This window comes from Ligilactobacillus ceti DSM 22408 (assembly GCF_000423245.1).
GTDB lineage: Bacteria > Bacillota > Bacilli > Lactobacillales > Lactobacillaceae > Ligilactobacillus > Ligilactobacillus ceti.
In genome coordinates this window covers 56,572-71,723 of sequence record NZ_AUHP01000013.1, presented here as the reverse complement: position 1 = coordinate 71,723, position 15,152 = coordinate 56,572, and the positions used below count along the sequence as shown (strand labels likewise).

13 protein-coding genes and 1 rRNA gene are annotated in these 15,152 nt (G+C 32.3%); 1 reads left to right on the top strand and 13 read right to left on the bottom strand.

The window, feature by feature from the left end; genetic code table 11:
• The 11 genes from G540_RS0101480 to G540_RS0101430 all read right to left on the bottom strand — a co-directional run.
• Positions 1–146, bottom strand: a 16S ribosomal RNA gene (locus G540_RS0101480); the annotation flags it as partial.
• A gap of 464 nt (positions 147–610) precedes the next feature.
• On the bottom strand, positions 611–2,671 hold the full coding sequence (locus G540_RS0101475; protein ID WP_027106564.1) for an LTA synthase family protein: 2,061 nt from the start codon (positions 2,669–2,671) through the stop codon (positions 611–613).
• A gap of 101 nt (positions 2,672–2,772) precedes the next feature.
• Positions 2,773–3,006, bottom strand: coding sequence for a YkuJ family protein (locus G540_RS0101470; RefSeq protein ID WP_027106563.1), 234 nt, complete (start codon positions 3,004–3,006; stop codon positions 2,773–2,775).
• Positions 3,007–3,114: 108 nt separating this feature from the next.
• Entirely contained in the window at positions 3,115–4,152 is a 1,038-nt protein-coding gene (locus G540_RS0101465) for a lysylphosphatidylglycerol synthase transmembrane domain-containing protein (RefSeq protein WP_027106562.1), read from the bottom strand.
• Positions 4,153–4,154: 2 nt separating this feature from the next.
• Positions 4,155–5,177, bottom strand: coding sequence for a glycosyltransferase family 4 protein (locus G540_RS0101460; RefSeq protein WP_027106561.1), 1,023 nt, complete (start codon positions 5,175–5,177; stop codon positions 4,155–4,157).
• A 21-nt stretch (positions 5,178–5,198) separates the two neighbouring features.
• Positions 5,199–6,374: a glycosyltransferase family 4 protein gene (locus tag G540_RS0101455; RefSeq protein ID WP_027106560.1), complete on the bottom strand. Its 1,176-nt coding sequence runs from the start codon at positions 6,372–6,374 to the stop codon at positions 5,199–5,201.
• 113 nt (positions 6,375–6,487) lie between these two features.
• Positions 6,488–7,492, bottom strand: a complete 1,005-nt coding sequence (locus G540_RS0101450) for a threonine aldolase family protein (RefSeq protein WP_027106559.1) — start codon at positions 7,490–7,492, stop codon at positions 6,488–6,490.
• A gap of 100 nt (positions 7,493–7,592) precedes the next feature.
• The gene (locus tag G540_RS0101445) at positions 7,593–7,928 is read right to left on the bottom strand and encodes a DUF6616 family protein (RefSeq protein WP_027106558.1); all 336 of its coding nucleotides are present in this window, start codon (positions 7,926–7,928) and stop codon (positions 7,593–7,595) included.
• 118 nt (positions 7,929–8,046) lie between these two features.
• Positions 8,047–9,768 carry a phosphoenolpyruvate--protein phosphotransferase gene (gene ptsP, locus G540_RS0101440; RefSeq protein ID WP_027106557.1) on the bottom strand — a complete coding sequence of 574 codons (1,722 nt, stop codon included), beginning with the start codon at positions 9,766–9,768 and terminating at the stop codon, positions 8,047–8,049.
• On the bottom strand, positions 9,768–10,034 hold the full coding sequence (locus G540_RS0101435) for a phosphocarrier protein HPr (RefSeq protein ID WP_027106556.1): 267 nt from the start codon (positions 10,032–10,034) through the stop codon (positions 9,768–9,770). The genes ptsP and G540_RS0101435 overlap by 1 nt, the downstream gene beginning before the upstream one ends.
• A gap of 202 nt (positions 10,035–10,236) precedes the next feature.
• The gene (locus G540_RS0101430; protein ID WP_027106555.1) at positions 10,237–10,416 is read right to left on the bottom strand and encodes a hypothetical protein; all 180 of its coding nucleotides are present in this window, start codon (positions 10,414–10,416) and stop codon (positions 10,237–10,239) included.
• A 148-nt stretch (positions 10,417–10,564) separates the two neighbouring features.
• Between G540_RS0101430 and G540_RS06835 the strand changes: the two genes are divergently transcribed.
• A complete protein-coding gene (locus G540_RS06835; protein WP_051188912.1) occupies positions 10,565–11,674 on the top strand; it encodes a MucBP domain-containing protein in 1,110 nt (369 codons plus the stop codon).
• A gap of 460 nt (positions 11,675–12,134) precedes the next feature.
• Here G540_RS06835 and G540_RS0101420 read toward each other — a convergent pair whose 3' ends face one another.
• Together G540_RS0101420 and G540_RS0101415 are read right to left on the bottom strand one after the other, a co-directional pair.
• Positions 12,135–13,712 (bottom strand): peptide chain release factor 3, encoded by a 1,578-nt coding sequence (locus G540_RS0101420; protein ID WP_027106554.1) that lies wholly within the window; start codon positions 13,710–13,712, stop codon positions 12,135–12,137.
• A gap of 79 nt (positions 13,713–13,791) precedes the next feature.
• Positions 13,792–15,144, bottom strand: coding sequence for a hemolysin family protein (locus G540_RS0101415; protein ID WP_035463482.1), 1,353 nt, complete (start codon positions 15,142–15,144; stop codon positions 13,792–13,794).
• Positions 15,145–15,152 lie beyond the last annotated feature (8 nt).

Genomic DNA, 15,152 nt, shown 5'->3' with positions numbered 1-15,152 from the left:
AGGTTACCCACGTGTTACTCACCCGTCCGCCGCTCAAAGTTTTATCGGTGGATGCAAGCATCCGGTGATAAAACTTTGCGCTCGACTTGCATGTATTAGGCACGCCGCCAGCGTTCGTCCTGAGCCAGGATCAAACTCTCAATTTGAATTTGTGACTCATTATTTTTTACTAGCGAATTGACTTCGCAAATGTTTGTTGCTCTTGTTTAAAACAAGAGACCCTACACATTTGGTTTGTCGAAACTTTGTTCAGTTTTCAAAGATCTACTTTTTAATTAATCGCTCTTGCGAAACGACTTAATTAGTATATCAATTACATTTTATAAAGTCAAGAACTTTTTAAAAGTTTTTTTATTTATCTTTTAAACGTTTCACTTATCAAGTAATCAACGTTTAAAATTTTATCAAAACTTTTTTATAAAGTCAAGCACTTTTTAAAAGTTTTTTATGTCATCAACATCCGATTTTTACAACCGCCGTTCAACGACAAGAACTATAATAACAACTTTTAAACTTATGGTCAAGCACTTTTTTAAGTTTTTTTATTTTTTTGCAAAATATATTTCTCTATTAAAAAAACCGATGCAATCTGCATCGGTTTTAATAACAATTATTTTAATTCTGGAGCATCTGTATGGAACATGTTTTGGGTTGTTTTTCCACCATGTTGCGCTAACACACTATCTTTTTTATGTTTTTCATTATTTAACATCTTAATAGCACGTTTGTAATTATACGTGAAATCACCCGGATTAACTTTCTTAAATCCAGTTGGTTTATAGAAACGTAATAAATCTCCCGTCACAACTTTATCTGAATAACTTAATTCATCATCCACATAATTTTCTTGTTCTTTAACTTCTTTAGCTTGTTCAGGTGTTAATTTATCAGTAACCACTTCACCTTGAGCATTATAAATAGTTGAGCCAATTTTACTAAATGTTGGCGACACAAAATCACCATTTCTAAATGCTACAGTTTGATTACGATCTTTAGCTAATAAATCATGCCCAAATTGAATCATATGCGTATCTTTAATACCCATTAAATCCAGTAAAGTCGGCATAACATCAATTTCACCACCATAAGTATGATTAATCCCACCTTTTAAGCCTGGGAAATGAATCATAAATGGTACTTTTTGGAACATAGCTAAATCATAACTATCAACTTCTTTTTTATGCAATAAATCAGCAATAGCTTTTTTATGGTTATTAGAAATACCATAGTGATCACCATAAGCCACAATCATAGATGTTTTATCTAATCCTGTTTTCTTCAAATAATCTAAAAATTCGCCAAAAGATTGATCTAAATAATGTGCAGTTTGCACATAACCATCGACCGTTGCATCACCTGTAGTTGTTTTTTCGATCGTTTGGTTAGCTTTATCTAACTCATATGGATAGTGGTTTGTAACTGTAATTAATTTAGCATAGAACGGCTGTGGAAGTTTTTCGATATATTTAATCGATTGATCCATAAAGATTTTATCTTTCAAACCATATCCAATACTATAATTAGTCTTATTTTGATAATAATCTTCACTGAAGAAATATTTGTATCCCCATGATTTATACGTATTATCACGATTCCAGAAACTACCTACATCACCATGGAATGAAGCAGTGGTATATCCTCGTTGATCTAATAATGCTGGTAAAGCTTCAAATGTATTATTAGTCCCATAAGAAGTCATAACAGATCCTGATGGTAATCCAAATAAAGATGTTTCTAACATTGTTTCAGCATCAGATGTTTTCCCTTGTCCAACTTGATGGAAAAAGTTGTCAAAGGATAATGTATTCTTATTAGCATAAAACTTATTCAAATTAGGTGTAACTTCTTTGCCATTCACTTTATAATCAATTAAAAATTGTTGGAAACTTTCTAAGTGAATAACAAAAACATTTTTACCTTTAGCTTTTCCAAAATATTTCATATTAGGCATAGTCCGGTGCTTATCTAAAAATGCTTCAACTTGTTTTAAATCTTCACTAGAAGCATTTGCCCGTGTAGCACTTTGTTTATGCGTTTGATAAGCGTTATACCCCGCATAAAAATCAATCCCTAAATACTTAACGATATAATTATTGTCAAATGTACGTGTTAATAGCTGTGGACGATCCTTTTCAGATAAACCTAAATTCACACCTAATAAAACCAGTGCTGCCACTGTGACACCGATGGAATAACGGAATTTCAAACGACGCGGATCCACTTTGATCAATTTAGTCAATAACAAAATCAATAAAATGATAACGTCTAAAAACACTAAGAAATCTGTTTTATGTAAAATTTCCGCAATACTCAAACTTAAATTATTCGAAACTGATCCTGATGATTTAATAATCCCAAATGATAGAAAATCAGAAAATTCCCGATAATACAAAATATTAGAAAACAACCAAATTGATTGAATTGTATCTAAAATCATCATCCACCAATAAGATTTTTTACCTTTGAAATATAAAGCCACTCCTAAAAGTAACAAACCTAAGGGAATCGGATTAAGGATTAAAAGAAACTTTTGCATTTGGTCATTAATCCCTAGAGTAAATTTAGTAATATATACTAAATACGTTTTTAGCCAAAATAAAATCATGACTAATGTAAAAAAGCCAGCTTTTGTATTAAGTCCGGCCCTTAATTTATTGAATGCAGAACGCATCTTGTTGCCTCCATTTATTTAATAATATTCATAATACTGCAAATTTAGCTCTTATCAAAACTGATAAGAGCTAATTTACGAATATTTAATAATTTTTTTAATTAATCATCTAAAAGTTCGAAGATTTCAATTGCAATTAAATCAATATTATCAAATTCAAAACTTTGATGTGTTTCTGGATCTTCTAAAGTAAATGTTGTTGTTGTTGGATCATAGTAAACAACTGCTTTAATTGTTCCATTATGTTCAAAACGGCGTGATACTACTTCTTCTCCGTTATCTTTAACCATTGAATCAAGGCGTGTAATTACAGCTACTAATTTTGAGTTATCCATTTATTTGTTGTTCTCCTTATTATCTTCCATAAAATTTAATTCTTACGCTTTATTTTAACAGACTATTGTTCTATAAATAAAGTTTTACTTTGACTATTTAAGCACAATTTAATCTATTGCGCTACTATTTCCCTTTACAGTAATCTTTTTCGGTTTAATGCCTAAAGCTACAATCCCTAAAAACATCACCATATAATACGTAATCAACCGCCATAATAACATCGCTAAAACCAACTTACTCGGCACTGTTAAATAAGCTGAAAATACTAAAGTAAAGCTATACTCAGCTCCTCCAACTCCTCCCGGAATCGGAAACAACGAAATAATCATTACGATTAAAACATGCATAATCATGACCTTAATCACATTAGTATGACTGACACCTAACGCCAATAAAATAAAATACGGGATAATATAATAAAAGAATAATTGAATCAACGTCAAACAACTAACTTTTACAATTAACTTATAATCATTTTTCAACCGGATACTTTCCGCATAAAAACTATCCACTTTTTGAATTATAATTTTTTTCCACTTATGATAAAGTTCTTCTTTTTTTAACCATTTCAACGGAGCTAAACATTTTAATAAAAATGCTTTTGTAAAATTATAATAGTACATAATCATTAGCAACATAAAAATCACTAAAAAATGAATTACAAACCCTAAGATAACTAACCATGCTAAAACTTGAACTTTATTTTTAATAGCATCAAAACCAATCAATAAACAAAAGAGAAAATTCAAAACAATCATTGCTTGATAAACGACAAATTTCATCAACAATACCGATGTCGCTTTTCCCGCTTCGATTCCCGATTGCATTAAAGCTAATAATTGTGCCGGTTGACCACCAGTCGCAAACGGTGTAATCCCGTTAAATAATTGTTCAATCACCGGGATCCGCAAAGCATCTTTCAACGTGAATTGTGATACTCCTGGACCAAGTAATTTTTTAACAACTAAACCTTCTAACACAATCGACAGCAACATACTGCCAATCGCAACGCCAACCCACCACCAATTTAAAGTCGCTAAATTACCTAATAAAACTTTAAAAGGAATGTCTCGCATCGAATAAACTACAATTAAGCAACTCACTAACATAATTAACGCTAAACTAATTTTATTTTTTCGCGTCATATTTATTTACCTTTGCTTAAACTTTGATAGTACTCTAACCAGATTTTAGCTAATCGTTCTTCGGAATAATAATTAGCAGCTGCTTGCGCTTTTTGTTGCAAATCTTGCATCTTTTCTGGATGTTCTTGTAAATCACGAATTTTAACTTCCATATCATCACAATCTTGAGCAGCTAAATAATAATCTGCAATTACAGCATGATACAATTCCAAATCACGTACTAAAACTGGTGTTTCACTACTAAACGCCTCTAAAATACTCATCGGAAACAACTCATTATACGATGGTAACAAGAATAAATCAGCCATATTATAATAATCATTCATTTTTTCGCGATCAACAATTCCCGGGAAAAACAAGTTCGGTAACGGATTATCGACTTTCTTTTTCAGTTCTGCATAACCATCTGTAATTCGACCAAAAGAAAAACCGCCAACCCAGACAAACTGAACATCCGGCATACGCCGTGCTAATTCAATAAAATCAGCCACACCTTTTCTTTCTTGAATTTGCCCAACACCTAAAACAATAAATTTATTAGGATCAAAACCATGTTGCTTTCGCAAATATTGTTGTGTTGGTGCACTTTTAGGGTAAAAATCACTTTTAGCTACAAAATTAGGAATATAAGTAATTTTTTCTTCAGGTATTCCATAATTCATTAACTTAGGTATAAAGCTCGGATTAACAACTACTAATTGGTCCATTCGTTTATAAAAACTAATTAAATATTTATTGAAAATCGTTTTACTAATACCTGGTAATTTCAAACTACCTTCTAATGTTTCTGGAAGAAAATGCACATACCCCACTTTGCATCCTCTTTTTTTCGTAAATGTTGATAAATAAAATTTAAAATCAACTGTATGATAATGACTAATATCTGATTTTTGAAAATCATTAATTTTTATTTCCATCTCACGCGGAAAAGTCGTCCGTAATAACTTAATCAACTCTAAATATGCGCTACCGACACCTTGACCTTTAACTTTCGTTGCTGATGAAAACATATGAATATTTAACATAAAATCTCCCTTACATTTTCATTATTCTGTTTTATTTTCTATTTCTTTCTTAGCAAAATTATCTTGACTAGCTTGATAAAAAGCTAGCACTTGTTCAGCAAAATACTCTGCTGAGATTAAATGTAATTTTTCGTTCCGAACCTTTTGATTTTGATAATCTGCAGGATGTTGCAAGTAAGCTTTGGCCTTAGCAATTAAATCAGCTTGATCAGTAAATACCGCACCTAAACTTTCATCATCTAATAATTCATTAGTATATGGACTTTCTGTTGCTAAAACATATAATCCAGCAGCCAACGCTTCAATATAAGTCAAACCTTGTGATTCTGATTTTGAAGTGGATGCGAACAAATCAGCCATTTGATAATAAGCAGCTACTTCATCATTACTAATCTCACCAGTAAAAATAACTTTATCAGTTAATTCTAAATCAACCACTTGTTCTTCTAAGGAATCACGAGCTGGGCCATCACCAACGATGATCAGCCGAGCTTCCGGTATTGTTTTTTGAATTTTATTAAATGCTGAAATTAATTTATTAATATTTTTTTCATACGCTAAACGACTCAAAGTTAAAATTACTGGTTGGTCTGGAGTTATTTGATATTTTTCACGTAAACCTTGCCAATCTTGTAACTCTTGAAATTTAGTAATATTAATCCCCGTTGGAATAATCTGCATCGGAATATCAATACCATATCGTTGTAATGTTGCTACTACTTTTTCACTTGGAGCAACTACACCATTCAAATGAGCACAAAAAGTCCGTGTCATCATTTGCACATGACTACTCTTTAAAAGTTTACCTTTGGCAATATAATGTAAATAATCTTCATACATTGTATGATACGTATGCACACAAGGAATTTCTAAATGTTTAGCGACTGATTTCCCAATCAATCCCATCGAAAACTCAGTTTGTGTATGCACTATATCCAAATCTAAATCTTTTGCGATTTGATATGCTTGAAAATATCCCCGAAAAGCAATCCGTCGATCTGTAAAGGATACAAATGGAATACTTGCAAAACGAAAAATATTTTTTTCTTCATGTTCTTTATCAACATTCGGATCAGTTGTTGTAAAAATATAAACTTGATGTCCTTGCTTTTGTAATTCTTGTGATAAAGTTCGAATTGAAGTTGCGACACCGCTAACTTGAGGGTAATATGTATCCGTAAAAATCCCAATATTCATATCTTTTTCGCTTCCTCCCTCATTTAATCAATTAACTTTAATTATATGTTTTTTTATCTCTGAATTCAATATAACCGAACTTTGTTTACTTTTTTATAACTTTTTTAATCACCCTATTCATCCACTACACGTTGAATAATTGCTACTAACTTTTTAACATCTTCCCGATTGATATCATGGTTAGTAACAAAGCGAAACTTACCATCTTCCAAAGATCCCACTTTAAAACCATTTAACGCTAATTCGTGTTCTAATTCAGAGATTTTTCGATCTGTTATTAAAAATTCACCAAAAACCAAATTAATTTTCACTTGTTGTATATCACAAACTACATTCTTTAAGTTCGCTAATTCTGCGGCTAAATATTGAGCATTGGCATGATCTTTTTTCAATTCTTGGGGCATTTCTTCTAAAGCTATTAATCCTGCTGCTGCATAAACTGCTGCGGGATAATCACTCGCCTGATATTTACGTTGAATTTGTTTAGCTCTTTGGATAACTTCTCGTGAACCGGCCAACAAAGCACCACTAGGAGCGCATAAACCTTTCGCTAAACAACACGCTACCGTATCCGCATCTTTCGTCAACGTACCAATATCTACACCTAAAGCTAACGCCGCATTAAACAAACGCGCTCCATCTATATGAACTTTAACTTGATAACGTTGTGCCAATTGATAAATCTGCTCTCCGCTAACTACATCCATAACTTCACCATTAAACAATGCATTTTCTAAAGAAATAACTTTAATTTTAGGATGTTTTTTCAAATAGTTTTCAATTTGCACTACATCTGGAACTCCTGTAACAAAATACATTTCTTGATAACTGATATCAGCTAAGATAGTATCTACACCAGCTTGGCTAAAAGCTAAATAGCTATCATCACTAATTAAAATTTCATCCCCTGGTTGACTTTGCGCTACTAAAGCCAATTGTGTTGCCAAAGTACCTGAAGAAACAAATAAAGCAGCTTCTTTATGTAAAATTTCTGCTGCTCGTTTTTCTAACTGCGTCACAACTTGCTGATCTGGGTTATTTTGCGCTTCTTTTAAAGCTTTTTGCATTTTGCTTGTAGGTTGTGTTTTTAAATCACTACTAAAATCACAAATTCGCATGATTCATCATCCTTTACTTTTATTTCAAAAAATAAGGCAAACAAAATGCCATTGCTAACATTTCATTCGCCTTATCATTAATTATTATTTAATTAATTTTTTAAAGATCGATCATTTTGCCAATAATAATTTCAGGATCTGTATTTTCACCTGCAAGATTTTTTTGTTCAAAATAATCGTGCCATTTAGTTTGTACTAAAAGACTCTTAAACTCTTCCATAACTTCATCAGATGGGAATTTTTGAATTGCAAAAAATCCATAATCTGCTCGTTGTGGTGAATTATCTTCATTAACTCCCCATGCTTCAGTAATTGCACCTTTTTTGTCCATTTCGGCCATCACAGGTCCAACACTTTCCATATATGCTTCACGTTCAGCTTTAGATAATTTTAACCAAGCTTCTTTAGGTTTCCAAAAATCGATAAAAATCTTCATATCAAAACATCTCCTAAATTTGACTTTAACATCTGTTCTTAACTACAAATTTATTATATCGCTTTTTTGTAAATACACTAGCAATACGCTCACAAAAAGTTAGTAGATTAATTCTCGTTTATTTTGTGTATTCTTCAACTAAAGCCAATACTTCTTCAGCTGTTTCACAATCATTAACGGCTTTTTGAGCAAGTTCTTCCATCTTCTTAGTATCTAAACGTTTCATCAAACTTCTTGTTTTCAAGATTGATGTTGCACTCATTGAGAATTCATCTAATCCCAAACCAACTAATAATGGAACAGCTAATTGATCGCCGGCCATTTCACCACACATACCTGTCCATTTACCTTCAGCATGAGAAGCATCAATGATGTTCTTAACTAAACGTAAAATTGATGGGTTATATGGTTGGTAGAGATAAGATACACGTTCATTACCACGGTCTGCAGCCATTGTATATTGGATCAAATCATTTGTTCCAATACTAAAGAAATCAGCATATTTAGCTAATTTATCAGCAATCATTGCAGCAGCAGGAACTTCCATCATCATACCTACTTCGATATCATCAGAAACAGCAATTCCTTCTGCAACTAACTTAGCTTTTTCTTCTTCAAAAACAGCTTTAGCATCTTTAAATTCTTGCACTGTAGCAATCATTGGGAACATTACAGCTAAACGTCCATAAACTGATGCACGTAATAAAGCACGTAATTGTGTTCTAAAAATGTCTTGACGTTCTAAAGAAATACGCACAGCTCTAAAACCTAAGAATGGGTTTTCTTCAGCAGGAAGTGGTAAATATGGTAAGTCTTTATCCCCACCAATATCCATTGTACGGACAACAACTTGTTTGCCTTCCATACCTTCAATAGCTTCTTTATAAGCTGCAAATTGTTCTTCTTCAGTTGGTAATTCGCTTGCATCCATATATAAGAATTCAGAACGGAATAAACCAACAGCTTCAGCACCATTATCATTAGCGCCAACAACATCTTTAGGTGTACCAATGTTAGCACCTAAAATGAACTCTTTACCATCAAGTGTAAGTGTTTGAGCTTCTTTTAATAAGTCCCATTCAGCTTTTAAAGCAGCAAATTCAGCAGCTTTAGCTTGATATTCTGTAATTTGTTCTTCAGTTGGTTCGATAATAGCTTCACCGTTGATACCATCAATAATAATTGTTTGACCATCTTCAATATCAGCTGTTGCAGAACCAGAACCAACAATCGCTGGAATTTCTAAAGTTCTTGACATAATAGCTGAGTGAGATGTTCTCCCACCGATATCAGTAATAAAACCTTTCACAAAACGACGGTCTAATTGAGCTGTATCAGATGGTGTTAAATCATGAGCAATAATAACTACTTCTTGATCAATTAATGCTGGATTAGGAATTTTTACACCTAACAAGTGTGCCATAACACGTTTTGTAACGTCGCGAATATCGCTAGCACGTTCTTGCATATATGGGTTATCTTCCATGGCTTCAAACATACCGATAAACATATCAGTAACATCTTTTAAAGCTGCTTCTGCATTAACTTTTTCACCAGTAATTTTGGCATTGATTTGTCCAAATAATTCTGGATCAGATAAGATTGTAAGGTGTGCTTCGAAAACTTGTGCTTCTTCTTCCCCTAAATTTTCACTAGCTTTCTTTTTAATACCTTCAAGTTCTAATTTTGAAGCTGCTACAGCTGCATCTAAACGTGCAATTTCAGCTTCTGGATCTTCAATACTTGTTGTTTCGAATGATAAATCCGGTTGAACAAGCATATATGCTTTCGCTGTAGCAATTCCATCACTAGCAGCAATTCCCTTTAACTTTTTCATAATTAGCCTGCAAGTCCTTCCTTGTCCATTGTTTCAACGATTGCAGCCATTGCTTCTGCTTCATCATCGCCTTCAACAGTAATTGTTACATCAGAGTTTTGACCTACGCCTAATGACATAACACCCATGATAGATTTCAAGTTAACTGATTTATCATTGAATGTTAATGTGATATCTGAGCTAAAACGACTAGCTGTTTGCACCAATAATGTTGCGGGACGTGCGTGGATACCTGTTTCTGCGACTACGTGAAAATCTTTCTTTTCCATTAAAATCATTCTCCTTTGATAATAAAAAATTTTTAGAATATCGATTTTTATCAGCTATAAAATTTCACGAACACGTTTACATTTTATAAGATAAAATAATACTCTCGATAAAAAAATATTAACACGATTTTATATATAATTCAAGATTTTATTCCTTTTCATATTAATACTTTTCGATATAAAAGGCGGTCTAAGCCTTTATTTAGTGGACTAAATAAAAACGTGCACCGCCTCTTTTTTGAGCTTTACCTAAAATATTTTTCCGATATTCAAAGTTAACATATTCTTTTTGAAACTGCATATATTCTTCTGCTGAAATATCTAAATATTCAATTTTTTTATGATACAAATCTTCTAATAATTTTCGATAATCTTTTTCCATTTTTAGACTTCTTTCTATCTTGTGACTTTCCTTAATTTTACAAAAGGTTTAATTAGCATGCAAGTTCCCCTCTTTTCTTTTGTCTTTTATAGCTTTTTTAAGTTATAATTAATAAGATTAGTTAATTATTTATAAAGGAGGAATTTTCATGGCATTATTTGATTTTATTAAAAAAGTTTTTGGCACAAACAACACCGCCAAAAAAGAACCTGTTCATCCTCCAATTTCTCACAAAGAACTCGTTCATACCAAGTCAGGTACACCTCGTTTCCAAAAAGAAATTATACATAAAGATACTCAAACTGCAGTCCAAACAACTGTTACAAGCAAAACTGAGGTCAAAATAACTAAAAAAACACCTATCAAAAAAATCAATGCAACTGTTTTAGTTATTTATCAAGATGAACACAAAAAAGCACTCTGTTCACCACAACTGATTTCTGGTCGTCAAGGTGATTTAATTCAATTTAAATTTTATGATTTCAAAAATTACGATTTAGTCAACATGTCCGGATTCACTCGTTCATTCGTGGCTCCTTATGGTGTTATCGTTTTAACTTATGCCAAAAAAATCGCCGGAAATATCTGGCTTTTCTGTAAAGATGTTGATAATTTCAAAGCTTTACGTGATCCTGAATTTATCACAGGAACATTGGATGAAAGTTATCAATTAACTTCTCCGACCATTCCAGATTACGTTTTAGTTCGAGCTAAAGGTCCAGTATCAGGCACCTTTAAACTCCAACAACAATTCGTGACTTATTTTTATCGCAATGCCGATTGGGTAGAAGTAGATGATGTGATTAAATATATCAAAATTCTCGATTTCACAACTTGTTATGATAATCCCAATGGCAATCAAGTTGCTGTAACTTTGGCAAAAACTACAGTTTGGCAAACATTTGGTTCAGTAAAATTAGCAAATGATCAATGGTGGCATTGTTTAGGTGGAAATTTATGGGTTTTAGAAAATCCAAAATTTACCGAAATTTCTACACCACATTTCAACAATCATACTTTAACTGATTTACCAAACACACCTGGTCAAATCAAAATCAATCAAAAAGCAAAAATTGACTATGTTCCTCAAAAAGATTTAGCTTTATACGACAAACCTTTTGGGGCACGTATTACAACCATTCCACATGATACTAAAGTTACTTTAACAGCTTATATCGAAAATGATGGTCTCAACTGGTTTAAAGTCAACGAGCAAGGTTGGACTTTACAAAACTATTTGAAATTTACCCATCATTAAATCCTAGCCGTTAAAATACCGCGAAAATCTTGATACAACAACGTTTATACATGTTTAAAAGCATAAAAAATGTATCAGTTAGTAACAAAAAAAGGACAGTATTAACTGTCCTTTTCGTTTAGAAACTCACGTCTTGCATCGACTAATATTTCAATATCAACTAAATCTTAGATATAGCCATTTTAACTACATCCTATTATTTTAAAAGTGAAATTAATTGCAATACTAATACAATTGTTTGAATAGTAATAATAATTACCAATGCTTTTTTATCCATAGTTGTCTATGATATAATTTAATATATAAGGAATAAAGGCTTGTAATTAAGCCTTTACCCTCTTACGAATTAACCTTTAACTAACTGGAGAATTGCGATAACGATTTGAATTATGCCAATTGTGATTGTTATCCATTCTCCTTTAAAAAAAGCCGCAACTCAATGAGTTGTGGCTTTCTTTTTTTATAATTTAGCTGTTAATTCAACTTCAGGGTATTTATCTTTAAACCAACGCTCTGCAAATTTATTTTCAAATAAGAAGAGTGGTGCTCCTTGACGATCTTTCACTAACAAGTTACGTGAACTCGACATTTTTTCATCAAGTTGTTCAGGATTAATCCAACGAGCAATTTTACTACCCATTGGTGTCATAACTACTTCTGAATTATATTCGTTTTCCATCCGGAATTGGAAGACTTCAAATTGTAATTGACCAACTGCACCTAAAATATATTCACCAGTACTATAACTTTGATAAAGTTGCACAGCACCTTCTTGTACTAATTGTTCGATTCCTTTATGGAATGATTTTTGTTTCATAACATTTTTAGCTTGAACACTCACAAATAATTCTGGTGTAAATTGTGGTAATTTTTCAAATTGAATTTTATCTTTACCAGTATAAATTGTATCACCAATTTGGAAGTTACCTGTATCATATAAACCAATAATATCACCAGCAACCGCATTTTCTAATGTTTCACGGGAATCTGCCATAAATTGTGTAGAATTAGATAGACGTAATTTTTTGCCTGTGCGACTTAAATTAACATCCATCCCACGTTCAAATTCACCCGAACAAATTCTAATAAATGCAATCCGATCACGGTGACGTGGGTTCATATTTGCTTGAATTTTGAAAATAAATCCAGAAAATTCAGGTGCCGCTGGTGCGATTTCTGTCCCAGCTTCTGTCATGTGACTTCCTGGTGCTGGTGCAAATTGTAAATAAGCATCTAAAAATGTTGTCACACCGAAGTTACGTAAAGCTGATCCAAAGAAGACTGGAGTTAACTCACCTTTAGCGATTTTATCTGCATCAAATTCACTACCAGCTTCTTTAACTAATTCAACTTCTTCTAAAACTTGATCATAAATACTATCTTCTTTTAATGAATGATCGCCTTCAATTTCACCATCTTCATTTAAGTCTACATAGATATCACCATTTTCATCCGGAGTTGTTAACTCAATTCGTTTATTATAAATATCATATAAACCTTTTAAGCCTTTACCCATCCCAATTGGCCAATTCATTGGATATGATTCAATTCCTAAAACTTCTTCTAATTCATTACATAAATCTAGCGGTTCCCGACCATCACGGTCTAATTTATTAATAAATGTAAAAATTGGAATACCACGCATTTTACATACTTGGAAAAGTTTTTTCGTTTGTGGTTCGATCCCTTTGGCAGAATCCACCACCATCACTGCTGAGTCAACCGCCATTAAAGTCCGGTATGTATCTTCTGAGAAATCTTCGTGTCCTGGTGTATCTAAAATATTGACACGTTTACCTGCATAATCAAATTGCATCACAGAACTTGTAACAGAAATACCACGTTTCTTTTCAATTTCCATCCAGTCAGATTTTGCAAAATTCCCTGTTTTACGCGCTTTAACTGTCCCTGCTTCACGAACAACACCACCAAAAAGTAATAATTGTTCTGTAATCGTTGTCTTACCCGCATCCGGGTGAGAAATGATCGCAAATGTTCTTCTTTTTTCAACTGCTTCTTTTAAATTTTCTTTATTCATTATTTCCTCACTTATATATCTTACAAATTTACGTCAAAAACTATACTACCGAATTGAAAATCAGCTTGCAACGATTTTCTTATTCTAATCCGACTTCCATTTTATCGCGTAATTCTAATTTACTTTGTTCTTTTTCATTTAAGAGCTGCACATATTTCGGTGGTAAAGTTACTTTCACACGTGTAATTTGCGTATCTTCTAAAACTTCTAATGTTTCTAAAACAACACCGTCTTCTGTTTCAACAGTTAATTTTTGCCCAACTTCTGGGATTGTTTCACTCTTACCAATAATAAAACCAGCGACTGTATCAATATCACTCATTTTTAAATTAGTCCCAAACTCGGTATTAAAATCGACTAGCAACATCCGTCCCCGAACTAAAAATTTATTATCAGCTAACCGGTAATATGATTCAAAAGGAATATCGGATTCATCTTCAATTTCACCAACAATTTCTTCTAATAAATCTTCCAATGTCACTAATCCAACAACACCACCATATTCATCTAACAAGATTGCCATTTGATTTTGTGTTTCTTTCATTTTATACATTAACTCATCTAATGTAATGGTTTCTTGAACAAAAAGTGCTGGTTGTAATAATTTCCGAATCGTTAAACGATCAAAACCAGAAGCATATGCTTGCTTAGCTAAATTCTTAACGTGAACAACACCTAAAACATTGTCTTTATCTTCACTATAAACTGGAAAACGAGAATAACGTGATTCTAAAATATCATCAATATTACGTTGATTATCATTTTGAATATCAATCATTTCAGCATCGATTCTGGGCACCATCACTTCACGCGCCATCTTTTCGTGTAAAGTTAACACACCATTAATCATTTCAAATTCATCATGATCTAACTCGCCAGTTGCACGCCCTTCTTTAATTAAATCAACAATATCAGTCCAGTTCGTTGGTGTTTGAACTTCATCATTTTTATCAGCAGTTTTATTTTCTTCATTTTTCAACATTACAGAAACTACTGGATAAAATAATCGGACTAAAACATTACTCATAGTAACAATTTTGTTCAATTTAACTTTATGATTATTTTGGGTTAGTCGAGTAAACAAACGAATAATCAACAGATACAAAATAACATCAATCACAAACACAATAATTGGATGACTCATTAAAATATGTTCTTCCAACGTTTGATTTAAAATAACAATGGCCATCATTGTAAAAAATCCTTGGGCTACTTTTAAAGATGTTATTTTCTTAATATAATTTTTGCCTAAAAAATTAATTTTAGCACGAATTTTTACGCTATCACTTTTCCAGTGATTTAATTCTTGTTCACCGATCTTCGTAATAACTGCATAACTCAAACTCGCAAATAATCCTAAACATAAACTTAGAATGATCACACTAACTTTTAAAATCAATATTATTAACCACTGACTATCAGGATCAGGCATTATTTTTC